This is a genomic window from Paenibacillus pini JCM 16418 (assembly GCF_000576305.1).
Taxonomy (GTDB): domain Bacteria; phylum Bacillota; class Bacilli; order Paenibacillales; family Paenibacillaceae; genus Paenibacillus_AQ; species Paenibacillus_AQ pini.
Genome location: NZ_BAVZ01000008.1, coordinates 13,222 through 38,002 on the forward strand (window position 1 = coordinate 13,222; position 24,781 = coordinate 38,002).

Here is a 24,781-nt window from a genome sequence, read left to right on the forward strand (position 1 = left end):
ACACAGAATCGAAAGGAAGTGTCATACCAAGTGTCAGAAGCTTATAAAAATGCGGGTGTTGATATCGCGGCAGGTAATGAAGCGGTAGAACGGATGAAGAAGCACGTTAAACGGACATTCCGTCCTGAAGTGATGACAGATCTAGGCGGGTTCGGTGCGTTATTTGGTCTAAACAAGGACAAGTACGACGAGCCAGTATTAGTGTCTGGAACAGATGGAGTAGGCACGAAGCTGAAACTGGCATTTGCTATGGATCGTCATGATACGATTGGTATTGATGCTGTCGCTATGTGCGTGAACGATATCGTTGTACAAGGCGCTGAGCCGCTTTTCTTCCTTGATTATCTGGCGTGTGACAAAGTCCTACCTGAGAAGATCGAAGCCATCGTCTCAGGTATCGCAGAAGGCTGTCATCAAGCGGGATGCGCACTAATTGGCGGTGAAACGGCCGAAATGCCTGGTATGTATAGTGAAGGTGAATATGATATCGCTGGGTTCACGGTAGGTATCGTAGACAAGAGCAAGATCATTAATGGTACGACCATTGCACCGGGAGACACGGTTATTGGTCTGGCTTCCAGCGGTATTCATAGTAACGGGTTCTCACTCGTGCGTAAGCTTCTTCTAGAGCAAGCTGGATACGATTTGCAGGATGAAATTGCTGAGCTTGGCGGTAAGCTAGGAGATATTTTGCTAGCTCCTACTAAGATTTACGTGAAGCCACTTCTTCAATTGGTAGAGAAGCTTAACGTCAAAGGTATGGCGCATATTACAGGTGGTGGCTTTATCGAGAATATTCCACGGATGCTTCCTGAGAACGTAAATGTTGAAATTGATTATGGTTCATGGCCTATTCTGCTGTATTCGAGCTGATGCAAAATAAAGGCGTAATTACGAACCGTGATATGTTTACGACATTCAACATGGGAATCGGTCTAGTGCTTGTGGTTCGTGAGCAGGATGCAGAAGAAGCACTACGTTTGCTAGAAGCAAGCGGGGAAGAGGCTTATGTCATTGGCCGTGTTACAGCTGGCGAATCGATTGTGACCTTTACCGGAGCTGAAGTGTAATGAGTTCATACCGGATAGCCATATTTGCTTCAGGCGAAGGAAGCAATTTCCAAGCGCTAGTGGATGCAGCGCAGGCTGGAAATCTTGGAGGTGCGCAGGTGGAGTTGCTTGTATGCGACAAGCCTGCGGCTCCTGTCGTCCGGCGCGCAGAGAAGGCAGGCATCCCTTGTCATCTCTTTATACCTAAGGAATATTCTTCACGTGAAGAATATGAGGCGGAAATTGTTAACCGGCTAGAGGAACTGGATGTCCAGCTCATTGTTCTCGCCGGTTATATGCGTCTGCTCACACCTGTTATCGTGGACAAATACGCGGGACGATTAATCAATGTGCATCCTTCATTGCTTCCAGCATTTCCAGGGACGAATGCGATCGGACAAGCGCTGGAATATGGCGTTAAAATCAGTGGTGTAACGGTTCATTATGTTGACGGTGGGATGGATACCGGACCTATTATTGCTCAGCGTGCGATTGTAGTTGGTACTTCAGAGACAGAGGCAACCTTTGCCAAATCCGTGCATAGTGTCGAGCGGGAATTGTATCCGTATGTCGTCTCGTTGTTTGCCCAAGGCAAAGTTAAGCTTGAAGACAGACTCGTCACGATAGCGGAATAGGATCGATCAGACATGGACGAAGGCGACATAAGCCGCGAGAGCGACAAGAACATGCGGCAGAATGTGAAGAAGCGGGATGTTTTGTCAGCAGAGGACATGTGAATGTTGTCAGGGTGAACATTTTCGATATTTCTCGGGAAATAAATGCTTGAAAGCGAAAGTTATCGTTTTTACACATAGAGGAGGGATTAGCTTGGCTATCAAAAGAGCACTAGTCAGCGTATCGGATAAGAGTGGCATTGTGGAATTTTGCCGCGAGCTGTGTGCATTAGGTGTTGAGGTTATTTCTACAGGCGGAACGAAAAGCTTACTTGCCAAAGAAGGAGTTCCGGTTATCGGTATTTCGGATGTTACAGGTTTTCCAGAAATTCTGGATGGCCGCGTAAAGACACTTCATCCTGCTGTACACAGTGGACTACTGGCTGTTCGTGACAGTGAAGAGCATCAGCAGCAAATGAAGGAGCTGGGTCTGGACTATATTGATTTGGTGGTAGTTAACTTGTACCCATTCCAAGAAACGATTGCTAAACCTGATGTGACTTATGAAGATGCGATTGAAAATATCGACATTGGTGGACCAACGATGCTACGTTCCGCTGCTAAAAACCATGCTTTTGTTAGTGTGGTTGTCGATGCTGCGGATTATGGCAGTGTTCTAGAAGAGATTAAGGCTGAGGGTGATACAACCCTTGAGACTCGCAAGCGCCTTGCAGCTAAAGTATTCCGTCACACCGGTTCATACGACGCTCTAATCTCTGATTATTTGTCGAATGTCTTGGGTGATCCCCTTCCAGAACGTATGACCGTGACATATGAGAAAATTCAGGATCTTCGTTATGGAGAGAATCCTCATCAGAAGGCAGCCTTCTACCGTAAACCACTGGCACCAGAAGGTACATTAACGACAGCGGAGCAACTGCACGGCAAAGAATTGTCTTACAACAATATTAACGATGCGAACGCGGCGCTACTCATTGTGAAGGAATTTGATGAGCCTGCGGTTGTAGCGGTTAAACATATGAATCCTTGTGGTGTAGGCACGGGTGCAAGCATTTATGAAGCTTATGAAAAAGCATATCAAGCTGACCCTACCTCGATCTTTGGTGGTATCGTAGCAGCAAACCGTATCATTGATGGTGATACAGCTAACCTACTGAGTCAAATTTTCCTCGAAATCGTATTGGCACCAGGCTTTACGGAAGAAGCATTAGAAATCCTGACGAAAAAGAAAAATATTCGCTTGTTGAAAATGGGCGAGTTCGGATCTTCTAAAGATCGTGCGAGTCAGTTTGTTGTAACTTCCATTGATGGTGGTATGGTTGTGCAGGAAAGTGATGTGCATGCTGTCGAAGAAGCAGATCTTAAGGTCGTTACGGATCGTCAGCCTACGCCAGAAGAGTTGAAACAGCTTCTATTTGGCTGGAAAGTTGTGAAGCATGTTAAATCGAACGCGATTGTGCTCGCGGCAGATAATATGACGGTTGGTGTTGGAGCGGGCCAGATGAACCGTGTTGGTTCAGCGAAAATTGCAATTGAGCAAGCAGGCGAGAAGGCAAAAGGTTCTGTCCTCGCATCCGATGCGTTCTTCCCAATGGGCGATACGGTTGAGCTAGCGGCTAAGGCAGGGATTACGGCGGTAATTCAGCCAGGTGGTTCGATTAAAGATGAAGAATCCATCAAGGTTGCGAATGAATACGGAATTGCCATGGTGTTTACTGGCGTTAGACATTTCAAACACTAGAAACGAAGTGTATGCATGAAGCATACATGATCAGGAGGCAAACATGGATATTTTGGTCATTGGTGGCGGAGGCCGTGAGCATGCGATCATTTGGGCGCTTAAGAAAAGCCCACGTGCGGGCCATATCTTCTGCGCTCCAGGAAACGCAGGTATCGGACAACTAGCTGAGTGTGTGCCGATTGCTGTAAATGAGTTCGATCGTTTGACGGCATTTGCTGCAGAGAAAGAGGTAGGTATTGTCGTAGTTGGACCGGATGATCCGCTTGCTGAGGGAATCGTGGATGCTTTTGAAGCGAAAGGCATTCCAGTCTATGGCCCCCGTAAAAATGCTGCTGAAATTGAAGGAAGTAAGACGTTTATGAAGGATTTACTTCATAAGTATCATATCCCGACAGCAGCCTACGAGAAATTTGACAACTATGAAGCAGCTTTATCTTACCTGCATGCACAGCAGGTTCCAATCGTTATCAAAGCAGATGGACTTGCAGCAGGCAAGGGGGTTACCGTGGCTTTCTCGATGGAACAAGCAGAGCAAGCACTTCATGCGATTATGGTCGACAAGGTGTTTGGAGAATCTGGTGCACAGGTGGTCATTGAGGAGTTCTTGAAGGGACAAGAGATGTCTATTCTATCGTTCGTTGATGGAGAAACGGTCCGTCCTATGGCAGCTGCGCAAGATCATAAGCAGGTATTTGACGGGGATCAGGGTCCGAATACAGGAGGCATGGGAACCTACTCTCCACTTCCTCATATTAATCCTTCGATTATTGAAACAGCGATTGAAAACATCATTAAGCCGACGGCAAAAGCAATGGTTGCTGAAGGACGTCCATTCCGTGGTGTGCTATTTGCGGGACTGATGATTCAGCCGGATGGTACACCAACGACCATTGAGTTTAATGCTCGCTTTGGCGATCCAGAGACTCAGGTTGTGCTGCCGCGACTGAAGAGTGATTTACTCGAGATTTTCCTCGCTTCGCTGGACGGAACGCTGGCTGATGTGGAAATTGAATGGAGCGATGAGGCGGCAGTATGCGTAGTACTGGCTTCTGGTGGTTATCCTGCGTCTTATCCCAAGGGATTACCAATACAAGGTTTGACGCCTACGGACGGCGATAAGGCTATTGTATTCCATGCAGGTACAGCTAAGAATGCTCAGGGAGAGTTTGTCACAAACGGTGGACGTGTGTTGGGTGTAGTTGGCCTTGGAGCGGATATTGCAGAGGCACGAAAAGAAGCTTACAAGCAAGCCGAGACCATAACGTTCGAAGGTAAACAAAACCGGAGCGATATTGCAGCGAAAGCTTTAGTATAGTATAGGTTGAGCAAGGAACGAGGTTCCGGGGGGAACTTGTGCGGACGATATAAAGATATGATAATGGCCTACGAATCTGTTTATAGCAGAGACGTAGGCTATTTTTGATGAAAAAGAGCACAGAGCACTAGGGAATGTTATAGTCTAATTTTATAAATTAGTAAGGATTAAATAGAATATGTGCAGATATATAGAGAAGTAGATGGAAATTGTCCTGAAGAAGCGTAGTGGTCACTCATCAACTCATTACATGGTTCTAATACGGATGTTGGAATTAGCCCTCAGTTGCAATAGGACTATATATGAGGTTTGAAGGAGAAGATAATGGATAAGTACTTGAATATTATCTTAAATTAGCATAGTATTATGTGTATAATCTTAATATTAAGATAAATTAGTGAGATCGACCTTATGGAGGAGGAATTCCCATGCTACAAACAGCAGGTATCCATCATATTACGGCTTTTGTTGATGATGCGCAGCAAAATGTAGATTTTTATTCCGGTGTACTCGGACTTCGTTTGGTTAAGAAAACCATCAATTTTGACGCGCCGGAAGTATATCATTTATATTTCGGTAATGAAGGTGGGAGCCTGGTACGATCATTACATTCTTTCCATATTCTAACTCGCGCAAAGGAACGATTGGTGGTGGGCAGGTTGATACGACTGTATATGCCGTTCCTGTCGATAGCTTAGATTTTTGGAAAAAGAGACTTCAGAGCCTCGCCATTCCGTATGAGGTAACATCCCGATTCGATGAAACTTTCCTACGGTTCGATGATCCATCAGGTTTACGAGTTGAACTGGTTGAAAGAGCCGAAGGTCCACAAAGTCAATGGTCCTATAGTGGAGTGCCTGTGGAATACGCAGTGAAGGGCTTTGGTGGAGCTATTCTGAGCAGCGTATCCTCCAAAAAAACGATACATGTACTTGAACATATACTAGGCCTAACGAAGGTCAGTGAAAATAATGGTATGGTTCGCTTTCGCAGCTACGGTAATCTCGGCAATGTCATTGATGTAAATACCGAGGATGCATGCTGGGGCCACAGCGGATCAGGGACTGTTCATCATATTGCTTGGCGTGCCAAGGATGATGACGAACATGAAGAGTGGAGACAATTTGTGGAACAAGCAGGTTTTCATCCCACGCAGGTGATCGATCGTCAATATTTCAATGCGGTGTATTTCCGCGAACCGGGAGGTATCCTATTTGAAATTGCCACAGATCCTCCAGGCTTTACACGAGATGAATCAGAGGAAGAATTGGGTACACATTTAATGCTACCAGAATGGTATGAACCACAGCGTGACTTAATCGAGCAGAAATTACCGAAAATTGAGGTTAGAGAACTGGGAGGACAACAGTAATGAGCATGCAGCATATTTTCAAACAAGGAACGGATAATGACGCACCTGTACTTGTACTTTTACATGGAACAGGAGGTAATGAGCGAGATTTGCTACCGATCGCGCAGATGCTTTCACCTGGCTCATCTGTACTTGGGGTGCGAGGAAATGTAGTGGAGAACGGCATGCCGCGTTTTTTTCGCAGACTTGCGGAAGGCGTATTCGATGAGGAAGATCTAATCATGCGTACATTTGAATTGAAGGACTTCTTAACAGAGGCTGCGGTCAAGTATGGTCTGGATGCTCAGAAGATGGTTGCTGTTGGCTTCTCGAATGGCGCAAATATTGCGGCTAGTCTCCTATTTCATGACCGCGATGCACTTCAAGGGGCTGTTCTTCTACACCCAATGGTCCCACTACGTGGTAAAGTACTTCCTGATTTAACGGGTATTCCTGTATTTATCGGAGCAGGTACGAATGACCCTTTATGCTCTACGAATGAGACGGAGGAACTTACATCTTTGCTTACCGAAGCGGGTGCAGATGTTAAGCTACACTGGGAGAATCATGGTCACCAACTAAGCCGTGGGGAGATTGATGAAGCTGAGCTGTGGTTGAAATCAGTCTTCGCTTAAAAACACTTAATAACTGCCTTCTCATCATGATGATGGGAGGGCTTTTATGCGTGATATGAAAAAAGGGTGAATTACCCTTGAAAAATACCCCCAAAAAGGTACGGTACAATGTAATAGATTGAAAGAAAAGCCCAGTTTCGGATAGAGAAGAGGGCGAGTGGAGTGAGGAGAACTATGAAGGAAGCTAACCTTAATACTGCGTCATTAGAATCAGATTCAGAAACCATCACGAATGCAGACACGCCGGTGCTGAATTCGATCGGTCAAACCTTGCGTAATCATTTAACCGAACAGAGCAGCGCAGAGGCTGGACAACCTGCCAATCAACGCCGCTCCGTCAATATGGAAGATATCGTCCGAGCACATCATGTGCTAAGGGAGGTCATTGTCCGCACACCGCTTCAGCGTGACGAGGTACTCTCCACGAAGTACCATTGTAATGTCTATCTTAAACGTGAAGACTTACAGGTCGTCCGTTCTTTCAAAATTCGTGGTGCCTATAACATGATCCGGAGCTTGACACCAGAAGAATTGTCGAAGGGTATTGTGTGTGCCAGTGCAGGAAACCACGCCCAAGGCGTCGCCTTTTCCTGTAATGCGCTAAGTATTCACGGTAAAATCTACATGCCGAGTACGACGCCTAATCAAAAGGTGAAGCAAGTGAAGCGTTTTGGTGGGAGTAACATCGAGGTCGTTCTCATCGGCGATACGTATGATGATGCTTACGAGAATGCGATTAAAGATTGTCGAGAGAATGGACTCACCTTCATCCATCCTTTTGATCAACCTAAGATTATAGCGGGTAACGGCACCATTGCGATGGAAGTGATGGAGAGTTTAGATGCTCCGTTGGATTATGTGTTTGTAACGATTGGTGGCGGTGGTCTAGCGGCTGGGGTCGGAACATACATCAAGACGGTTAGTCCTTCGACCCGAATTGTTGGTGTGGAACCCATGGGAGCAGCATCCATGAGCGAAGCGATTATGCGCAAGGAAGTCGTTACGTTGGATGAGATTGATAAGTTCATTGATGGTGCGGCTGTTAAAAGAGTGGGTGACATCACATATGACATCTGTTCACGTACGCTGGATGATGTGGTTAAGGTACCTGAAGGTAAAGCTTGTACAACGATTCTTGATCTATATAATGAGAATGCGATTGTAGTAGAACCAGCAGGTGCTTTGTCTGTAGCAGCACTGGATTTGTATCGTGAGCAAATCATGGGCAAAAATGTAGTTTGCATCATTAGTGGTGGCAACAATGACATCGACCGCATGCAGGAGATTAAAGAGCGTTCGCTGATGTACGAAGGAATCAAGCATTATTTCTTAGTCAACTTCCCACAGCGCTCAGGTGCTTTACGCGAATTTCTGCAAGATGTACTTGGTCCTAACGATGACATCACAAACTTTGAATATACGAAAAAGCATAATAAAGAGAATGGCCCTGCCCTTGTTGGCATTGAGCTTAATTCGACGGATGATTATTTGCCGCTTATTGAACGGATGAATCGTAAAAATATTCAGTTTACTGAACTGAACAAGGATCAAAATTTGTTTAATATGTTGCTCTAGTGTTCTCATTTAATGCCTTAGCATGACGAAGTTAGTTAAAGAAGAACCAGCGGGAGATCAGGTCCCGCTGGTTCTTTTTACATGTTACAAAGCAAGTATAGTCTGTTCAGAAAGCTGAATTTTAAAATGATAACGGATATACGTTTTTCAGTATTTCATTTGCTTAGGCAATACAGACTTAGAGTATTTCTCAACCTCAGGTGTTAGCATATCGTTATTCTTAGCAAGTACATCCAAGAAGCCCTGTAGTTTCTTCAGGTAACTATTATTATCTATGCTGTTGTTATCAAGCACCTTTTGATATGCTGCCTTAGCCATGGCATCCATTTTGTTATGTTCATAATCAAAGAGAGGCGTATTGTTTAGGCCAGTGAATGTAATATTGAGATAATTATTGTACAGGCTCTGTACTTGCTTCGCACGGTTGGAAACGGGGAAGCTTTTCACAAATTTTTGCTGTGTAAGTGCACGGTTTGTGACTTCAGACCAGCTAATCATAAGAGCCGCGTCATTACTGAATGGTTTATTCGTTTCTGTCGTCATTATATCGATGTAACTCTTGATATCAGCGGTTACGAAGGAACGGAACTTCTGATAGCGAGGGTAGTCCATGACCAGATAGAACATACCTTCAGAAGTTTGAAGTTGATATCCGCTATCTCGAGCTCCCTGCAATAATGTACGGAGCTTCTTATCTTTCGTGCGGTTCATCAAAAAGGTCAAATCATATTTGTCTGTAGCGAGCTTCATCAGGGCTCTTTGATTTGCCTCAGAGATAATCTTCTTATTCCATGCAGGCCTGGCAGCGAGCTGCGCATTCTCTAACTTCAATGTCATGATTGTCGCTTGCTGCAGCGTCACGCCGGAAATGTATTTCTCCATGTAGGACACGGCTTCAGCCAGCTTGTTCTGTTTCAATAGTTGAAGTGTGTGAGTATATATAGCATTCGCATGCTTCATTTCTGCAGACAACTGTGGTGTTTGGGTTAAAGTAGCAGACGGTGTTTTAGCGGCCTCAGCAACTCCTGAACCTGTTTGTATAGCTAGTGCAAGTACTAATGCTGCGGCTGTTGCTGTGGTTCCTTTAAAATTCATGGTAAATCCTCCTATGTTTTGTTATAGGAATATATTACCCATTTGTTGTTTCGTAATTGTTTCAACTTGTTTCCGACTTGTAAACTTTTACTTATATTTATATGCAAAAAAAGCCCCTAACACAGGAAGTGAGGGCTTTCTCTTGCTTAAAATATTTTACCTCGTTCATCTTCCACGCATGAAGATAAATTTCTGTCCCGCCAGTCCTATGATAAAGATGATTAGACTGACCCATGGAGACAAGGTGAACACAGGTAGAATATTACGTAGGGAGTATCCAATGCCCATAATAACGACCAACACTAATATGTAAGCTCCAATAGCCTTGAGGTCGATTTTGGTTTTAGAACTACCTTCGTCTGTCTGCATACGATTAATCGATTTCATCAGAACCTCAACGAGTAGAATCGATCCAAGAGCGATCATAATGATCGTCAGAAGACTAATTCGATTCAAAGATGCACCTGTATAACCGCTCCAACTAGCAACAAATCCAACCAACGCTTCGATTAAAAATAACCACGTAAGCGCGATCCAAGCATCATAATGTAATATTTCAGACCTTCTACAGGTTTCACAGCAGGAAGTTCAGCTGTTATTTGCTCAGCTAATGTTGAACTATCTCTACCTATCCACTGTGCAGCAGTTTTTCCTTCAGATTGCCCTTGTATGACGTCATGGGTCAGCTCTAACAGCCGCTTCTCAGCGACAGACTGCTGTACTCTACTACTTCGTACGAACACAATGACATCTTCTACGTATTCTTTATTACCTGGTGTTAATTGTTCGCGTAGCTTGTTGTTTTCTTTAATCATATCTCTAGTTGTCATGTCCGCTCCTCCGTATACTTCCAGTATAGGAATAGCCATTCTCGTTTGCAAGCCAATTGAACAAATTGAAGAATGGCGGGGCTAAGTTACTCTTTATAAAATAACTGTTCGTAATGCATAGCCACATAAATCACAGCAAGCACAACGCACAAAATTAGCAGTGTTGGTATCGGATATTGCTGAATCCAATTTCGGATGTGCTCCCACATGCTTTAAACCTTCTTTCCGTATGAGTTGACATGGCAATCCTGTTTAATAGATGGCACTAGTGTTGCCTGGTATTTATTTTCCATACGGATAGACTTCTAATTGACAGTACCTTCGGAGCAATGATAAGATAAGTTTACTAATTCACATTAAACTTATCGGAATTATTTAAATTAGAAATTTGGGGAATCGCCTCACATTTAATTGCATTCATAATTCATTGCGAATGAACAAGGGGGACTGAGCTATGGAGCGGCAAATTAATATTAAACATGAGCAAGAAGAGCTTGCGGCCAGCATTCATTATCCGTTAAAGCCTGCGAATAAAGAAGGACGGAGCAAGGAGCGGGTACCTCTTGTTATTATCTGTCATGGATTCGTCGGCAGTCGCATTGGTGTAGATCGTTTGTTTGTGAAAACTGCGCGTGACCTAGCTCAGGAAGGATATATGGTTCTTCGTTTTGATTACGCAGGTTGCGGTGAAAGCAGCGGCAGCTATGGTAGTGAAGGCTTCGAATCCATGATTAATCAGACTCGCTCGGTTCTTAACTATGCACTTAGCTGCACGGATGTAGATCCGACCAGCGTAACCCTCATTGGACATAGCCTTGGAGGTGCCGTAGCGATTATGACTGCCGTGCGTGATCGAAGAGTGAAGAATCTAATATTGTGGTCTTCCGTAGGCTACCCGCTAAATGATATTGTCAAAATCACGGGTAGAGACGTGTACGATTCCTCGATTAAATCCGGAACAGGCGACTATCTCGGCTATGAAATTGCTCCGAATTTCTTTGAATCTCTCGCTCAATTTCAGCCCTTCCAAGAAGCAGGGAAATTTAGTGGTAATGTACTCATCGTTCACGGAACATCCGATGATTCAATACCCGTCGACTATGCCTTTTTATATCAGAAGGTGTTCTGGATGAGATCGGAAGGTAGATGCGATAAAGAAATTATTTTTCAGGCAAATCACACGTATTCCTCGGCATTGCATCGCAACCAGCTCATCCATAGCACAAAAGAATGGCTGAATAACCAAGAGAACGTTCAGCAGGAATGGCAGCATTGGATGATTTAATGTACGTTTCTCTTTAGCCTGGTGGGTAGATCATTGGAATTTTGTCTGCATACAGGGTAAAATATAGGTGTAACGCATCCTGGCGTGTGGAGGTTGATATCGATGACTATACCGGCATTATTTGTAGCGCACGGCTCACCCATGCTCGCATTAGAGAATAATGAATATACCGAGTTTCTAGACTCATTGAGTAGTAAACTACCCGTACCTAAAGCAATTGTTGTTTTCTCTGCACATTGGGACAGTCCCGATCAGATGATGACAGTTGATGAAACGCATGAGACGATGCATGATTTCTATGGTTTCCCAGAGGAGATGTATAAGCTTCGCTATTCGGCACCCGGATCGGCTAAACTCAATCAACGAATTGCTGAGTTGTTTGAAGCAGGGAATTTGAAGTATCAGCCAAGTGTAGGACGTGGACTTGATCATGGTGTGTGGGTCATTCTACAGAAAATGTATCCTGAAGCGAATATACCTGTGGTCGAACTGTCCGTAGATTCCCGTCGTTCCCCTGCGGAGCAGTATGCGATTGGTTCTATGCTTAGCGAGCTCCGTAAAGAGGATATCCTCGTGATCGGTAGCGGTGGACTTGTTCATAACTTGCGTATGCTTAGTCAATCTGAGGAAACGGACGAGTGGGCACTTTCATTTGACGAATGGATTGCTAAACAGCTTGAGCAGTGGAATACGAAAGAGCTGTTTCTATATGATAAAAAAGCACCACATGCAGTTGAAGCTGTGCCCTCTTATGGCATTGAACACTTTATTCCCTTGTTCTACGCGATGGGTGCAGCAGATGATGAACGTAAGTCACAGCGGCTCTTTCAGGATTACCAGTATGGTAATCTGAGTCTGAATTGCTGGATGTTTGGCGGTTCCTAAGCTTAGGCTTAGGCATGCTGAGCCATACTTAAATACATGATAATTAAGAAAGAGCAGCTCTTGAATTCTCAAGTGCTGCTCTTCTTTGTATAGGTTGATGATGACATGTGTGAATGATAGATTAATCATGTTAAGCTTTAAATTTTTGATTATGCCGCGCCCTTAGTATGATGCTTCATATTGTTGTGGGGAGCAGGTGCTGGTGTATGTCCGTTATCCTTCTTATGGAAGAGTTTGCGAACATAAGGCATAACCCAGAAGTCGAGTCCGATGCGTCCAGCATTAGCAGCAGCGACGACGATGAACATTTCAAGAATCAGCATTTGTGCGTTCGTGCTGACAGTGCCCGAGAAGAGGAACGCAGTATTCATGACCATTCCCATGAGTGCGGCGAAGGTAGTGAATGTACCTAGGATTAGCCCCAGACCAACGAGTGTTTCACCCAGTGGAATTAATACGTTGAAGAATTTCACACCCGGCATGGCTGCGTGTTCTAGAAATGCTGCCCACCAGCCTTGTACGGCAGGATGTTCACCTGTACTTTTAGCAATTGCCCCTTGTAAGAAGCCTCCAGCGTCGAATCCGCCAGTTAATTTTTCAATACCACCCTTGATCCAGGTAAATCCAAGATAAATGCGGACGATCGTGAGGAGATAGCAAGCTACTTTGTTTGTTCTCAGCCAATTGTTAAACATATGAATCACTCCTGTTTCTAATGTATGATTTGTTCAGTTGCTGTTGTTGAATGATGATCATCTTTGATGTCTTTATTATATGTGAAACTTTTCACAAAAGGTGTGATATATATCACATTCCACAATTTAAATTAAATATTATTTTTAAAGTTCTTGAAATGAAGGTGAAAATAGGGCTAAACAAAGTCAAACCACAGACAAATCATTGGTTTTATGATTAAATGGTAAGAAAATGGAATGTTTTAGGGAATGAGGGGACGTAGCGATGAGTGAACGGGGTAAACAAGAGAAGCATTATCCTTGGAAAAGAAGCTTGATGTGCATGATGCTGAGTTCTGTATTACTAGCTTCATGCGGAATAGCCAAGGATAAAGAGATTCAGGCTCCTATTTCTGAGGATAAAGCATCTGAAGAGAACCCACCTACAAATGAGCCTGTTCCACAAGTACCTGAAACGACGCATGATACAGCCCCTCTCACGGGAGAACCGCTGGACAAGCCTTCTAATCTAAGGCCCCTAGCCGTTATGGTGAATAATGCACCACAAGCGAGGCCTCAGTCTGGCCTGACGCAGGCAGACATTGTATATGAAGTGTTGGCTGAAGGAGGAATTACTCGGCTAGTAGCTATATTCCAAAGCAAAGGTACGACGGAGAAGTTAGGGCCTATTCGTAGCATCCGTCCTTATCTCATTGATATTGGGGAAAGCTATGGCGGTGTGCTAGTGCATGCGGGTGGTAGTAATGATGCTTATGCTATTTTGCAGCAACAGCACAAAGAGGATCTGGATGAAATTAGCAACGCAGGTGCTTATTTTGTGAGAGATAAGAGCCGAAAAGCACCCCATAATTTATATTCGGATGCTGATAGGCTGCGTGCTGGTGCGGACAAGCGTAATTATAAGAAGGAAGTTCCCATACCGAAGTATACTTTTCGGACGGAAGATGAACTACCTTCAGGGGATGATGCTTCAAGCGTAGATATAACCTTTTTGCTCAAAAATTATAAAGTTACCTATGCTTACGATGCTGCAAGTAAACAATATCAGCGTTCTATTAATGGTAAGAGTCATATCGACTTAAATACGGGGCAACAATTATCTGCGGCCAATGTAGTAGTACTTGGTGCAAAGCATAAAACACTTGATGATGTTGGTAGATTATCGGTAGATGTGACTTCCGGGGGGGAAGCTATTTTATTCCAGCGGGGCAAGATGATTAAAGGGCAGTGGGTCCGTACGAAGAACGAGGCAATTCGTTTTGTTAAGGATGGCCAGGAGGTCCCTTTCTATCCCGGAACGACGTATTTCAACATCGTCCCGAATGCACCATCCTTTAGTAGTCATGTGAATATTACCTCGCCTTAAGGGTGGGGTGTTTTTTGTTGGAAAAGAGGCGTTAGAATCAGAAAATATTTAAGTAATTGGATAATTCTGTAGACATTGGGTAAGTTTAAGGGTTAAATCCTGCAAATGCCTTTACATTCTGTTAAAAATGAAAGCTAGTAAACTTTACAAAAGGTATTGCGGTTGATAAGATAACAAGGGTTGTCATTATGATGTTTTGCTGCGTTCAGGGCAATATTTAGTAAAGGGGTTATCGTATGAGATTGAAGAAAAAGGACATATTTTTTGAGACACTGGAGAATATGGCCGATACGATTGTGCAAGCAGCTGATTACTTCGCTAAGCATGTAGCCAATCTACAAGATGTGCTTCTTTTTGCTGATGAAATGAAGAAGTATGAATCGAAGTGTGACGAATTTACACACACCATTATTATCGAACTCAACAAAACGTTTATAACGCCTATTGAGCGAGACGATATCATGGAACTGACAACCAGCATGGATGATGTAATGGATGGCCTAGAAGCTACCGCTTCCCGCTTCTATATGTATCATGTTCCAGATCCAGACGAATATGTTATTCAGTTTGCTGAGATTTTACGCCAATGTGCGTATGAGATTCAAAAGGCTATTCACCTTCTATCTCAGAAGAAGCTGCTTGCGATTCGCGAGTACACTATTCGTTTGAATGATCTCGAGAATCAAGCTGATGAGCTCCTCCGTATCTGTATCAAGGAACTGTTTGCTAAAATATCAGATCCAATTGAGCTAATTAAACGTAAAGAGATTTATGAACGCCTGGAAACAACGACCGATACATGTGAAGATGTGGCCAACAGGCTGGAATCGATTATTATGAGTAATTCATAAGGGGCCTACAAAAAGACATGGAGAATTCACTTTTCATTATCGGTATTGTTATCTTTCTTGCACTTGCCTTTGACTTTATTAATGGTTTTCATGATACCGCGAATGCGATTGCGACCTCGATTTCTACCCGCGCGCTGAAACCACGGACGGCCATTATTATGGCGGCGTTCATGAATTTCTTCGGTGCTATTCTATTTACGGGGGTTGCAAAGACCATTGGTGGAAGCATTGCAGACCCTGCCACGCTCGATAACGGGCTTGAGGTCGTCATAGCCACGTTACTTGCTGCAATTATCTGGAATTTATTGACTTGGTGGCTTGGCATCCCTTCATCTTCTTCACATGCCTTAATTGGTGCGCTAGCCGGTGCTGTGTTCATTGGTGCCGGATCAGATCACGTGAAGTGGAGTGGCTTTATCGACATTGTAAAAGCGCTACTGTTATCACCATTGATCGCTTTTGCCATTGGATATGTTGTCATGACCGTCTTGAAGTGGATATTTAAGAATAAAAGTCCACACAGCGTTAACAAAGGTTTTCGGTTTATGCAAATTATTACGGCAGCTCTTCAATCCTTTACTCACGGAACGAATGATGCTCAGAAGGCGATGGGTATCATCACCTTTGCTCTCGTGACTTCAGGAAATCTGGATTCACTCGAAGTTCCGCTATGGGTTAAAATTGCTGCTGCGACTTCGATGGCACTCGGTACTTCAATCGGTGGTTGGAAGATCATTAAAACCATGGGTACTAAAATATTTAAAATTGAACCGATTAACGGCTTCGCTGCGGATTTTACAGGAGCTTCCGTTATCTTCGGTGCTACGATGCTTCATTTACCAGTCAGTACTACACATGCAATAACATCTGCTATTTTAGGTGTGGGCAGTGCAAAACGGTTCTCAGAAGTGAAATGGTCATTGGCAGGACGGATTGTTATAACTTGGTTTATTACGATTCCTATTTCCGCTCTATTAGCAATGCTTATATTCAAAATTTTATTCTAGAAAAAGATGATACAGGATCAGAGTGGGGCCAATCGCGAAGGTTGGCTTTTTTGCTTGTTCTCTAAAATGCTGGAAAAATAGGCTAATGAGATGAATGAAGCTTTTTCGATTAGGATGCAGTACAATATATGGGTTAAGGCTTGTCCTACACTTAGATATGTCATTTGATTTGACGGTGAGAGGGGTTTATCAGGCAGATGATACGCACCATTGCCATTACACATACGCATGAAGTGCTTACAGGAATTCCACTGGAAAAGCTACAGCCGGATGATTATGCTTGGATGTGGGTAGATTTTAATGCTCCTTCACCGGCGGAATCTGCGTTACTTACGACGCATTTCCATTTCCATCCGCTGGCAGTCGAAGACTGTCTGCACGTCCTTCAGCGACCTAAGCTAGATAACTATGAAGATTTACAGTTCTTTGTACTGCATGCGCTTGAGCCTGATTCCCTGCGCGTTGTGGAGGTCGATGTTTTTCTTGCGCATAATTTAATGGTATCCTTCCACAGTAAGGTGCTTCAAGAGCTTGATGACGCTTGGGAAGAGATTATCCAGCATGCGCATGACCGTAAAATATGGGCGCGGGGACCTGTATCCTGTGCTTATAATGTCATGGATAAACTGGTAGACCGCTATTTCCCAAGTCTTTATACCATTGAGGATGAACTTGCTGAGCTGGAGAGCAGGGGAAGCTCGGAATCTGTAGAAGATCTGATGAATCAGGTATTCGATTTAAGAGGGCGTCTTCTGAAGCTACGTCGAACCATTGTGCCCATGCGCGATTTGATGTATCGCATTGTGAACTCTCAGCATGTACAAAGTAATACAGAGCATAAAGTCTATTTTGCTGATATATATGATCATCTTCTGAAGTTAACCGATATGATTGAAGCAGACCGGGAAATGACTGCCGATCTGCGCGATAGTTATATCTCTCTGAACTCTAATCGAATGAACTCCATTATGAAGACGCTGACTGTGATCACGACCATATTCATGCCGCTGACCCTCATTGCGGGAATTTACGGCATGAATTTCGTGAATATGCCAGAACTAGGCTGGAAATATGGCTATGGCGCAGTCTTGCTGCTTATGTTCTCTTTAGCCTTCGGCATGGTGATTTGGTTTCGTAAGCAAGGCTGGTTTAAGTAGTCGGAAGCTTCAGGTTATCTACGTTTCTTACGCGATGAATGACTTGGAGAGTTGCGTCTGCTAGTGCTTCGTTTCTTGTAACGTTTGGATGGATTTCTACGCTTGCGAGAACTGCTTGGCTTCCGGCGCCGACGCTTCGAAGGTTTATATTCGAATTCGTCACTACTAGATTTGCCGTTCGTTTTCCCTTTACCAAAACCTGTGAAGAGTTTGAGCATAGGAGCCATTTGCTGAACACCCGACACGACCTTTTGGAACTTACCCATCGAATTCATGAGGCCGTCGATGCCACCCATTCGATCAATTACACCTTTAAGTTCACCTAGATTGGCTAAGGAGAAGGCTCCTGTCTTCGCCGACGCAGCTGCTGCGAGTGGGGCTGCGGCTGCTCCTGGTGAAATCAGTTCAGCTGCTCCGGCGAGTCCGGAGGCTCCTTGATAGGGAGCTAAACCAGTCGTTCCTACACCGGGTAAGTCCATATATGGTTGGATGCCCGGATATGGCGATTGTGCAAGGGATGTCGGATTATTCAAGGAACGCTCTTCGTTATAAGGCCTACGAGAGTAGTAATGATCAGGCATAATATCACTTTCCTTTATGGGATGTTTTATTATAATGTATGTGATGGGCGAACATAAGGTATAGACGAATGCCCTACTATTCAGGATACGAGCGGAAACGGGCGTATACCCAGTGTCCTTTTCCCTGTAATATTGCATTGACATTTTAATATAGTGCCGCTTTATCGCGCTATATTGCAACTCTGTACTGCGTGAAATCGTTAATGCTTGAAAAGTCTATACCCGGTCGGGTACAATGAAATTACATAGTAATGCTAGGGGATGAAAATTTTATGCAACTTAAAAAATTAAATGATAAAAGTATTGATCAATTATTTGAATCTATATTAACGCTTAAAAGTGTAGAGGAATGTTATGTTTTCTTTGACGACCTCTGCACAGTAAATGAAATTCAGTCGCTATCCCAGCGTCTGGAAGTTGCACGTATGCTTGGTAAAGGCAGCACATACAACCAGATTGAAGCTGAGACTGGAGCGAGTACGGCTACCATTTCGCGAGTGAAACGTTGTCTGAATTATGGTAACGACGGCTACAAATTAGCTCTTGAACGTCTAGGACGTTAATATGAAGAAATCTGGCGTGCTTGTAATTAGCCACGGTTCAAGAGAGAATTCTTGGGTCAAGCTGGTAGATGATGCCGTCAACCTTTTGCCGCTGCGGGGAGATCTTCCTGTGGCGGTTTCGTTCTTGGAAATTGTCGAAGGTCGGCTCATTCAAGATGGAATTAATCTACTCGAAGGCCAGGGAGTCACAGACATCCTGGTCTTACCGCTGTTTGTATCATCCGGCAGTACGCATGTAAGCGAAATTGCTTATGCGCTTGGGGTTATGGATTCGGCTGGGATTGAAACGGATCTAGAGCGATTTGAAGTGAAGGCTTCTATACACTATGGTTTACCTATGGATGATGATCCAGATATTGCACAGATGGTGTGGGACAAGGTCAGTCATTTATCTGAGAACCCGAATCAAGAAGCTATTATCATCGTAGGGCACGGGAGTATTCATGATGGATTTCGCCAGCGCTGGGAGCAGGGTATAACCTCGCTTGCGGAGAAAGTTAAACATATCAGCGGTGTGGCGGCAGTGGATTATGCGCTGCTGAACCCGGATATCATTCATCGAAAGGTTCAATATTGGCAGAAAGAGCACAGGAAGCAGGTTATCGTGGCTCCTCTATTTTTAAGTGAGGGGTACTTCATTCGGACGGTCATTCCAAGACGGCTTGAAGGGCTTGACTACCTGTACAGCGGCCAAGCGCTTCTTCCGCATCCGCTGCTTACTCACTGGATGGATCGCCAGATTGAGACATGGTTAGAGCATACATCAGGGACAAGTGTACAACTTAACTAGAAGTGCGTAAGGATGAGCCTCAATGGGGTAAAGATAATCGTACATATTATTTCTGTGAAATTAAAAGAAGTAGGTGGCGTTTATTCATGAAAAGAGCACGGTTGATCTATAATCCCAGCTCTGGGAGGGAAGAAATGCGGCGGCGTCTGCCCGATATTTTGCAGCGGCTTGATATGGGTGGTATTGAGGCATCCTGTCATGCAACCACAGGAGAAGGTGATGCCACCGCAGCTGCCGCGGATGCGGTAGAACGTGGGTATGACCTTATTATCGCTGCCGGCGGAGACGGAACCCTCTATGAGGTTGTCAATGGCATGGCGGGGAAAGATCATTTACCACCGCTTGGTGTCTTTCCACTGGGCACAACGAATGATTTCGCGAGGGGCCTCGGCATTCCGCGCAATTGGGAGGATTACTGTGACCTCGTTATTCGTCAGCAGACTCGTCCGATTGATGTGGGCAAGGCAAACGAACGTTATTTTATCAATATAGCAGGTGGAGGCACCCTCACCGAACTGACGTATGATGTGCCAAGCAGGCTGAAGACGATGATTGGGCAGCTCGCTTATTATATTAAGGGGATTGAGAAGATGATCAACTTGTCCCCGCAAGAATTAATTCTTAAAGCTGAGGGTCAGGAGGCCATTCATGACGAGTTCATGATTTTCCTCATTACCAACACCAATTCCGTCGGCGGCTTCGAGAAGCTCGCTCCTGGTGCACGAATTGATGACGGCGAACTCGACGTGATTGCGGTGAAGAAATGTAATCTGGCTGAGTTTGTTCGCATCGTAAGTCTCGCTCAGCGCGGCGAGCATCTGAACGACAAGAAAGTTGTGTATTTCCGTACGAAATCCATGGAAGTCACATCGCCTGGTAAGGTACTCCTGAATCTAGACGGCGAGCTTGGCGGCGAATTGCCTGTTAACTTCTCAGTGATGCCGCAGCATTTGAGGGTTTTTGCTTAGAGATCGAAAAGGTAGCGTGTGGACGCCGAGATCGATTAAACATTCAAAGCAGGTGGGGGTCACTCGGCTAGAGGATGATACATAGCAAGAAGCGCAGGGTGCTAGGGTAGGGCTAAATGTATAAGAGATATATGTAAGAGATAACGTGTAAGATTCAACATGTTAGAGATAACATATCAGAGTTGAGTTGTCCAAAAATGCTTTGCCGTCATGTCATTTGGTGGAAGCGGGACAGCTTAACTTTTTTTGCGTGGAAATCTGTTATAATGTTGAATGATGTGAATCCATAAATGAACCTAACCATGAACAGGTTAACATAGAAGATATAGAAAGAAGTGACATGTACAGCATGAAAAATCATCGCAACGGCCGTAACTCCGGCCGCCGCAGTACGCCTGCGCCGATCACCGGATTGCCGGTAGCGAAGAATGATGAGGTCGTCATCGACATCATTGGAATGAATCATGACGGAGAAGGGGTAGGGCGTTCGGATGGCTATACCCTTTTCGTTGCAGGAGCTTCCGGGTGAGCAGGTCAAGGTGAGGGTGCTTAAGACGAAGAAGCAGTTTGGCTATGCCAAGCTTCAAGAGATCGTGAAAGCAAGTCCCGACCGGATCGCGGCACCTTGCCCGATCTATGATCAATGCGGTGGCTGCCAGCTTCAGCATATGGATTATACCGCGCAGCTAGCTTGGAAACGTCAGCTTGTGGTGGACAACCTAACGCGGATTGGGAAGCTGAATGTGAGCGGGGAAGCTTGGCGGGATCGCTCTCGGGCGTTGGAAGAAGGGCAGGAGAATGCTAACGCTGTTGCTTCGTTTGCTCAGGAAGCAGACACGCTGCAACAAGGTATTCGTGTTCCTGCTACGCTTGGTATGAGCGATCCTTGGCGTTATCGTAATAAGGCCCAGGTGCCAATTGGTGAAATGGAAGGCGGGCTTGTGGGCGGCTTCTACGCCCGCGGTTCGCATCGTATTATCGACATGGAGGCCTGCCTTATTCAGCATGAGAGCAATGATGAGGTTGTCGCTCGCGTGAAGGACATTGGCCGGAGCCTCGGCATCTCAGCTTACGATGAATTGACAGGTAAAGGATTGCTACGACATGTTGTCGTGAAGGTAGCTTTCCATACGGGCGAAATGATGGTTGTCTTGGTCACCAATGGGGACAAGATTCCGCAGCTAGATACGTGGATCAAGGAAATTCGTGCACAGCTTCCTTCTGTCGTGAGCATTTGTCAGAACGTGAATACGAAAGAAACGAATGTCATTTTCGGTGATATTACCCGCGTTCTATGGGGCCGCGAAGTGATTTATGATTATATCGGTGATGTGAAGTTTGCCATCTCAGCACGCTCATTCTATCAAGTCAATCCAGCGCAAACTGAAGTCCTCTACGGAAAGACAGTCGAATATGCTGGCTTGAGTGGACAAGAGACCGTGATCGACGCTTATTGTGGAATAGGAACGATATCCTTGTTCCTTGCTCAGCATGCGAAGCATGTGTATGGGGTTGAAATTGTGCCTGAAGCGATCGAAGACGCGCGCGCGAACGCGCAGCTTAACGATATGAACAACGTGGAATTTGAGGTTGGCGCATCTGAAGTCGTGATTCCACGCTGGAAACAGCAGGGTATTGAGGCGGACGTTATTGTTGTCGATCCACCACGCAAAGGCTGCGATCCACAGCTATTGGAGACGATTCTGGAAATGAAACCGGAGCGGGTTGTATATGTAAGTTGTAATCCTTCGACGCTGGCAAGGGACTTGCGCGTGCTTGAGGATGGCGGGTATCGTACGGTGGAAGTGCAGCCGGTGGATATGTTTCCGCATACGGTGCATGTGGAGTCGGTGGCAGTGCTATATCGGATTGAACTTGTATAAGATTAGTATTTAAGGACTTCCTACAAGGAAGTCTTTTTTTATGCGTGGGAAAATCATATGTTGTTATAATTTGTAATAAATAGTTATAATTTTTAAAAAAATGCTAAGATCGAATATAATTTATAAATTTATGAGAAGAGGGATTTGCTGTAATAGCGGTAAATTTTCTTAACTCTTAAAAACAGCTTTTGCCTAACAAAGCCATTAGTAAGTTGAGGGAAGAAGATTCTAAGAAGTTGTTTAATGCAAATCGACTAAGAAAAACTAGAGGGGGTAGAGCGAATGAGAACTAGATTGAAAGATTTTAGAGGGATATCCATCATTGTTTTAACCATATTTCTAATTGTTGGGGGAAGTTTAGTATATGATTTTACTAAAAAATCACCTGAACCTTCTAAATATTCTATATGTTTACTAGCTCATTCTGATCATGTTGAAAAGGTTGGTCAATTTAATTCGAATCTTATCAACGTATCCTCTCCATTTTTATATGGATATTTAATTCGACCGGATAATGAGAAGCCTTACCTAATGATAGTTGAAAGAAGTTATAGTAAAGAACAAGAGGTTGGTGGCTATTATTTTAAAATGACCAAAATGTTAGAAATGAGCCAAGAAGAAATGGATCAATGTAAGGGATTATTAAATCAATATCATGGTAAAAGTATTTTAGGGAAAAATGAAGTTTCTTTAAGAGAAAAAGATAATACATCTGTAAAAACTTTTTATAAAATTGACATGGGCGACCACATTATTTGGTCTACTAAATCAATGGATTATTATATTAAAGTGGACGACAACAAATATGACTTTTTGAAAACATTTTGATTTTATTGTGATTTCTTAGATCGGCTAGTCATTCGTTCATGTTTCCATTGAGCTAAGCTTCTTAGTGTGGTGTCCTAAAATTGTTATTGAGAAGTACAAATAATTTTGCTAAGATATGTTTTGGAACAATTACCTTTAATACGGTCCAGAGAGGCTGAAAAGGGATACTTGATAGGTGAAGCTATTATCTTTTTAATATCTTTGTTATTTCATGCCCTTTTGTCTAATCTGACGAAAGGGCATTTTGTTGTGCACGTAAGCTGTGAAGACGCAGCTAGCGTATCTCTTTTAAAGGAAGTCCAGAGAGGCTGAAAAGGAGAATGGAAAAGTTATACGTATAGAGATACATCCATTCATTCGTAAAAAAGAGAATTATTTCATCTAGAACATACTTGGAGGCGTAGAATGGATTATCGTAAAAAAACCGTGGTCGCATCGGTAGCAGGCTTAACATTAGAAGGCATGGACATCATGTTTATCTCTTTTGCGATGACAATGATTATTTCAGAATTTAAGATTGATTTAGCAACTGGAGGACTTATTTCTTCTATAACGAATGTAGGGATGCTATTAGGAGGAATTATTTTCGGAATTCTAGCAGATAAGTTTGGAAGGGTGAAGGTCTTTACGTACACCATCATCTTGTTTGCAATTGGGACAGCTTTAACAGGATTAGCCACTAGCATTGGACAAATATATTTATTTAGATTTATTGCAGGAATAGGTGCCGGCGGAGAATATGGAATTGGTATGGCACTTGTTGCAGAAGCTTGGCCGAAAAATAAACAGGGGCGCGCTTCTTCGTATGTCAGTGTAGGTGCTCAATATGGTGTCATTCTAGCGGCATTACTAAGTGCAATTATTCTTCCTACATTAGGATGGAGAGCATTGTTCTTTGTGGGTGTAATCCCTGTAATTTTTGCCTTTATCGTAAGAAAGAATTTGGATGAATCACCTGAGTGGCTCGCTGCTCAGAAGAATACAAAGGTTAGTAAGATAGCTGAAAAGAGTAAACTAGCACAATTGTTTAAAACACCACGAACAGCGATGACAACCATTTCTTTAATGATTATGGCAACGGTTCAAATTGCCGGTTATAACGGATTAATGATTTGGCTGCCATCGATGTTGCAAAAGTCACAAGGTTTATCGGTTTCAGGCTCTGCGATTTGGACAATTAGTACAGCCGTTGGCATGATCATTGGTATGTTAACCTTTGGACTATTCTTAGATCGGTTTGGCGCAAAGCGTACCTTTGGCCTCTTCCTGATTGCCTCTGCATGTGCTGTGTTTTTATACTCATATGCGACGGGTAGTATAGGTGTACTGGTAGGTGGTGCAATTGTCGGATTCTTCTCCAACGGAATGTTCGCCGGATATGGAGCGTTGATTGGTAGTCTGTATCCTGTTCAAATTCGAAGTACGGCAACAAACACCATATTTAACATTGGTCGAGCAATAGGTGGTTTTTCACCCATACTTGTAGGCTATATTCTACAAAATTATGATATAAAAGTTGCGATGCTCTACTTAGCCGGTTTATATTGTATTTCCTTTATTGTCATGCTCATGCTTAAAAAAGATGATGTAGGGAATGTTAGCAAAACTATATAACATAGAGAGTATTTTGTAGCATGAGTTACAAATACCACCCTGTTTAATGGGGTGGTATTTGCCTATTTAGGTTCCTTTAAGT

24 protein-coding genes and 2 pseudogenes are annotated in these 24,781 nt (G+C 43.9%); 19 read left to right on the forward strand and 7 right to left on the reverse strand.

Translation table 11 applies throughout. The features are described 5' to 3' along the window. Positions 1 to 30: 30 nt before the first annotated feature. The 7 genes and pseudogenes from purM (at position 31) to ilvA (ending at position 8,301) form a co-directional block, all read left to right on the forward strand. Positions 31 to 1,070 (forward strand): annotated as a pseudogene (purM, locus tag JCM16418_RS12750) (phosphoribosylformylglycinamidine cyclo-ligase). Further along, positions 1,070 to 1,684: a phosphoribosylglycinamide formyltransferase gene (gene purN / locus JCM16418_RS12755; RefSeq protein ID WP_036649471.1), complete on the forward strand. Its 615-nt coding sequence runs from the start codon at positions 1,070 to 1,072 to the stop codon at positions 1,682 to 1,684. Before purM ends, purN begins: the two are co-directional and overlap by 1 nt. 193 nt (positions 1,685 to 1,877) lie before the next feature. Beyond that, a complete protein-coding gene (purH, locus tag JCM16418_RS12760) occupies positions 1,878 to 3,425 on the forward strand; it encodes a bifunctional phosphoribosylaminoimidazolecarboxamide formyltransferase/IMP cyclohydrolase (RefSeq protein ID WP_036649474.1) in 1,548 nt (515 codons plus the stop codon). Between the two features lie 43 nt (positions 3,426 to 3,468). Beyond that, positions 3,469 to 4,740, forward strand: coding sequence for a phosphoribosylamine--glycine ligase (gene purD / locus JCM16418_RS12765; protein WP_036649475.1), 1,272 nt, complete (start codon positions 3,469 to 3,471; stop codon positions 4,738 to 4,740). 428 nt (positions 4,741 to 5,168) lie between these two features. Continuing rightward, a pseudogene (locus tag JCM16418_RS12770) lies at positions 5,169 to 6,112 on the forward strand (ring-cleaving dioxygenase). Beyond that, positions 6,112 to 6,726: an alpha/beta hydrolase gene (locus tag JCM16418_RS12775; RefSeq protein ID WP_036649477.1), complete on the forward strand. Its 615-nt coding sequence runs from the start codon at positions 6,112 to 6,114 to the stop codon at positions 6,724 to 6,726. The pseudogene JCM16418_RS12770 and the gene JCM16418_RS12775 overlap by 1 nt, the downstream one beginning before the upstream one ends. Positions 6,727 to 6,900: 174 nt before the next feature. Continuing rightward, positions 6,901 to 8,301 carry a threonine ammonia-lyase IlvA gene (gene ilvA, locus JCM16418_RS12780; protein ID WP_256203052.1) on the forward strand — a complete coding sequence of 467 codons (1,401 nt, stop codon included), beginning with the start codon at positions 6,901 to 6,903 and terminating at the stop codon, positions 8,299 to 8,301. Between the two features lie 147 nt (positions 8,302 to 8,448). Here ilvA and JCM16418_RS12785 read toward each other — a convergent pair whose 3' ends face one another. The 4 genes from JCM16418_RS12785 to JCM16418_RS26350 all read right to left on the reverse strand — a co-directional run bounded on the left by JCM16418_RS12785 (position 8,449) and on the right by JCM16418_RS26350 (position 10,435). Next, positions 8,449 to 9,396: a hypothetical protein gene (locus JCM16418_RS12785; RefSeq protein ID WP_052020254.1), complete on the reverse strand. Its 948-nt coding sequence runs from the start codon at positions 9,394 to 9,396 to the stop codon at positions 8,449 to 8,451. 165 nt (positions 9,397 to 9,561) lie between these two features. Beyond that, positions 9,562 to 9,897 (reverse strand): hypothetical protein, encoded by a 336-nt coding sequence (locus JCM16418_RS12790; RefSeq protein ID WP_148298804.1) that lies wholly within the window; start codon positions 9,895 to 9,897, stop codon positions 9,562 to 9,564. Positions 9,898 to 9,905: 8 nt separating this feature from the next. Beyond that, positions 9,906 to 10,226: a DUF1129 domain-containing protein gene (locus JCM16418_RS12795; protein WP_036649481.1), complete on the reverse strand. Its 321-nt coding sequence runs from the start codon at positions 10,224 to 10,226 to the stop codon at positions 9,906 to 9,908. A gap of 86 nt (positions 10,227 to 10,312) precedes the next feature. After that, the gene (locus JCM16418_RS26350) at positions 10,313 to 10,435 is read right to left on the reverse strand and encodes a hypothetical protein (RefSeq protein ID WP_256203053.1); all 123 of its coding nucleotides are present in this window, start codon (positions 10,433 to 10,435) and stop codon (positions 10,313 to 10,315) included. Positions 10,436 to 10,680: 245 nt separating this feature from the next. On the opposite strand from JCM16418_RS26350, the gene JCM16418_RS12800 reads away from it, so the two are divergent. After that, positions 10,681 to 11,511, forward strand: a complete 831-nt coding sequence (locus tag JCM16418_RS12800; RefSeq protein WP_036649483.1) for an alpha/beta hydrolase — start codon at positions 10,681 to 10,683, stop codon at positions 11,509 to 11,511. A gap of 102 nt (positions 11,512 to 11,613) precedes the next feature. Next, positions 11,614 to 12,396, forward strand: coding sequence for a DODA-type extradiol aromatic ring-opening family dioxygenase (locus JCM16418_RS12805; protein ID WP_036649485.1), 783 nt, complete (start codon positions 11,614 to 11,616; stop codon positions 12,394 to 12,396). A 149-nt stretch (positions 12,397 to 12,545) separates the two neighbouring features. Here JCM16418_RS12805 and JCM16418_RS12810 read toward each other — a convergent pair whose 3' ends face one another. Next, positions 12,546 to 13,091, reverse strand: a complete 546-nt coding sequence (locus JCM16418_RS12810; protein WP_036649489.1) for a DoxX family protein — start codon at positions 13,089 to 13,091, stop codon at positions 12,546 to 12,548. A 265-nt stretch (positions 13,092 to 13,356) separates the two neighbouring features. Between JCM16418_RS12810 and JCM16418_RS12815 the strand changes: the two genes are divergently transcribed. The 4 genes from JCM16418_RS12815 to corA all read left to right on the forward strand — a co-directional run bounded on the left by JCM16418_RS12815 (position 13,357) and on the right by corA (position 17,472). After that, positions 13,357 to 14,457, forward strand: a complete 1,101-nt coding sequence (locus JCM16418_RS12815) for a DUF3048 domain-containing protein (protein ID WP_052020255.1) — start codon at positions 13,357 to 13,359, stop codon at positions 14,455 to 14,457. A gap of 236 nt (positions 14,458 to 14,693) precedes the next feature. After that, a complete protein-coding gene (locus tag JCM16418_RS12820) occupies positions 14,694 to 15,308 on the forward strand; it encodes a DUF47 domain-containing protein (RefSeq protein ID WP_036649492.1) in 615 nt (204 codons plus the stop codon). 17 nt (positions 15,309 to 15,325) lie between these two features. Then, entirely contained in the window at positions 15,326 to 16,315 is a 990-nt protein-coding gene (locus JCM16418_RS12825; protein ID WP_036649493.1) for an inorganic phosphate transporter, read from the forward strand. Positions 16,316 to 16,512: 197 nt separating this feature from the next. Further along, positions 16,513 to 17,472 (forward strand): magnesium/cobalt transporter CorA, encoded by a 960-nt coding sequence (corA, locus tag JCM16418_RS12830; RefSeq protein WP_036649495.1) that lies wholly within the window; start codon positions 16,513 to 16,515, stop codon positions 17,470 to 17,472. A 14-nt stretch (positions 17,473 to 17,486) separates the two neighbouring features. Here the strand turns inward: corA and JCM16418_RS12835 are convergent, their stop codons facing one another. After that, a complete protein-coding gene (locus JCM16418_RS12835; RefSeq protein ID WP_036649497.1) occupies positions 17,487 to 18,053 on the reverse strand; it encodes a hypothetical protein in 567 nt (188 codons plus the stop codon). Between the two features lie 272 nt (positions 18,054 to 18,325). On the opposite strand from JCM16418_RS12835, the gene JCM16418_RS12840 reads away from it, so the two are divergent. From JCM16418_RS12840 to JCM16418_RS12850, 3 genes are all read left to right on the forward strand, one after another. Next, entirely contained in the window at positions 18,326 to 18,616 is a 291-nt protein-coding gene (locus JCM16418_RS12840; RefSeq protein WP_036649499.1) for a YerC/YecD family TrpR-related protein, read from the forward strand. A gap of 1 nt (position 18,617) precedes the next feature. Then, complete coding sequence (locus tag JCM16418_RS12845; RefSeq protein WP_036649502.1) at positions 18,618 to 19,406, forward strand: sirohydrochlorin chelatase; 789 nt, start codon at positions 18,618 to 18,620, stop codon at positions 19,404 to 19,406. A gap of 86 nt (positions 19,407 to 19,492) precedes the next feature. Beyond that, positions 19,493 to 20,374, forward strand: a complete 882-nt coding sequence (locus JCM16418_RS12850) for a diacylglycerol kinase (protein ID WP_036649504.1) — start codon at positions 19,493 to 19,495, stop codon at positions 20,372 to 20,374. A gap of 208 nt (positions 20,375 to 20,582) precedes the next feature. Here the strand turns inward: JCM16418_RS12850 and JCM16418_RS25260 are convergent, their stop codons facing one another. After that, positions 20,583 to 20,840 carry a hypothetical protein gene (locus JCM16418_RS25260; RefSeq protein ID WP_162472262.1) on the reverse strand — a complete coding sequence of 86 codons (258 nt, stop codon included), beginning with the start codon at positions 20,838 to 20,840 and terminating at the stop codon, positions 20,583 to 20,585. 25 nt (positions 20,841 to 20,865) lie between these two features. On the opposite strand from JCM16418_RS25260, the gene rlmD reads away from it, so the two are divergent. The 3 genes from rlmD (at position 20,866) to JCM16418_RS12865 (ending at position 24,699) form a co-directional block, all read left to right on the forward strand. Continuing rightward, positions 20,866 to 22,257 (forward strand): 23S rRNA (uracil(1939)-C(5))-methyltransferase RlmD, encoded by a 1,392-nt coding sequence (rlmD, locus tag JCM16418_RS12855; protein WP_373280711.1) that lies wholly within the window; start codon positions 20,866 to 20,868, stop codon positions 22,255 to 22,257. 282 nt (positions 22,258 to 22,539) lie between these two features. Continuing rightward, positions 22,540 to 23,085 carry a hypothetical protein gene (locus tag JCM16418_RS12860; protein ID WP_036649506.1) on the forward strand — a complete coding sequence of 182 codons (546 nt, stop codon included), beginning with the start codon at positions 22,540 to 22,542 and terminating at the stop codon, positions 23,083 to 23,085. Between the two features lie 405 nt (positions 23,086 to 23,490). After that, complete coding sequence (locus JCM16418_RS12865; protein ID WP_036649508.1) at positions 23,491 to 24,699, forward strand: MFS transporter; 1,209 nt, start codon at positions 23,491 to 23,493, stop codon at positions 24,697 to 24,699. Positions 24,700 to 24,781 lie beyond the last annotated feature (82 nt).

Bases quoted from the DNA above. Each gene is read 5' to 3' on its own strand.
- JCM16418_RS12810 (WP_036649489.1), bottom strand. From the start codon at position 13,091: ATGTTTAACAATTGGCTGAGAACAAACAAAGTAGCTTGCTATCTCCTC.
- JCM16418_RS12795 (WP_036649481.1), bottom strand. From the start codon at position 10,226: ATGACAACTAGAGATATGATTAAAGAAAACAACAAGCTACGCGAACAA.
- JCM16418_RS25260 (WP_162472262.1), bottom strand. From the start codon at position 20,840: ATGATTCATTCCAATGATGTCGATGACGACCTCATCATTCTTCGCTAC.
- JCM16418_RS12835 (WP_036649497.1), bottom strand. From the start codon at position 18,053: ATGCCTGATCATTACTACTCTCGTAGGCCTTATAACGAAGAGCGTTCC.
- corA (WP_036649495.1), top strand. From the start codon at position 16,513: ATGATACGCACCATTGCCATTACACATACGCATGAAGTGCTTACAGGA.
- JCM16418_RS12840 (WP_036649499.1), top strand. From the start codon at position 18,326: ATGCAACTTAAAAAATTAAATGATAAAAGTATTGATCAATTATTTGAA.
- JCM16418_RS12865 (WP_036649508.1), top strand. From the start codon at position 23,491: ATGGATTATCGTAAAAAAACCGTGGTCGCATCGGTAGCAGGCTTAACA.
- ilvA (WP_256203052.1), top strand. From the start codon at position 6,901: ATGAAGGAAGCTAACCTTAATACTGCGTCATTAGAATCAGATTCAGAA.
- JCM16418_RS26350 (WP_256203053.1), bottom strand. From the start codon at position 10,435: ATGTGGGAGCACATCCGAAATTGGATTCAGCAATATCCGATACCAACA.
- JCM16418_RS12785 (WP_052020254.1), bottom strand. From the start codon at position 9,396: ATGAATTTTAAAGGAACCACAGCAACAGCCGCAGCATTAGTACTTGCA.
- JCM16418_RS12820 (WP_036649492.1), top strand. From the start codon at position 14,694: ATGAGATTGAAGAAAAAGGACATATTTTTTGAGACACTGGAGAATATG.
- JCM16418_RS12800 (WP_036649483.1), top strand. From the start codon at position 10,681: ATGGAGCGGCAAATTAATATTAAACATGAGCAAGAAGAGCTTGCGGCC.
- purD (WP_036649475.1), top strand. From the start codon at position 3,469: ATGGATATTTTGGTCATTGGTGGCGGAGGCCGTGAGCATGCGATCATT.
- JCM16418_RS12805 (WP_036649485.1), top strand. From the start codon at position 11,614: ATGACTATACCGGCATTATTTGTAGCGCACGGCTCACCCATGCTCGCA.
- JCM16418_RS12850 (WP_036649504.1), top strand. From the start codon at position 19,493: ATGAAAAGAGCACGGTTGATCTATAATCCCAGCTCTGGGAGGGAAGAA.
- JCM16418_RS12775 (WP_036649477.1), top strand. From the start codon at position 6,112: ATGAGCATGCAGCATATTTTCAAACAAGGAACGGATAATGACGCACCT.
- purN (WP_036649471.1), top strand. From the start codon at position 1,070: ATGAGTTCATACCGGATAGCCATATTTGCTTCAGGCGAAGGAAGCAAT.
- JCM16418_RS12845 (WP_036649502.1), top strand. From the start codon at position 18,618: ATGAAGAAATCTGGCGTGCTTGTAATTAGCCACGGTTCAAGAGAGAAT.
- JCM16418_RS12815 (WP_052020255.1), top strand. From the start codon at position 13,357: ATGAGTGAACGGGGTAAACAAGAGAAGCATTATCCTTGGAAAAGAAGC.
- JCM16418_RS12860 (WP_036649506.1), top strand. From the start codon at position 22,540: ATGAGAACTAGATTGAAAGATTTTAGAGGGATATCCATCATTGTTTTA.
- JCM16418_RS12825 (WP_036649493.1), top strand. From the start codon at position 15,326: ATGGAGAATTCACTTTTCATTATCGGTATTGTTATCTTTCTTGCACTT.
- rlmD (WP_373280711.1), top strand. From the start codon at position 20,866: ATGGCTATACCCTTTTCGTTGCAGGAGCTTCCGGGTGAGCAGGTCAAG.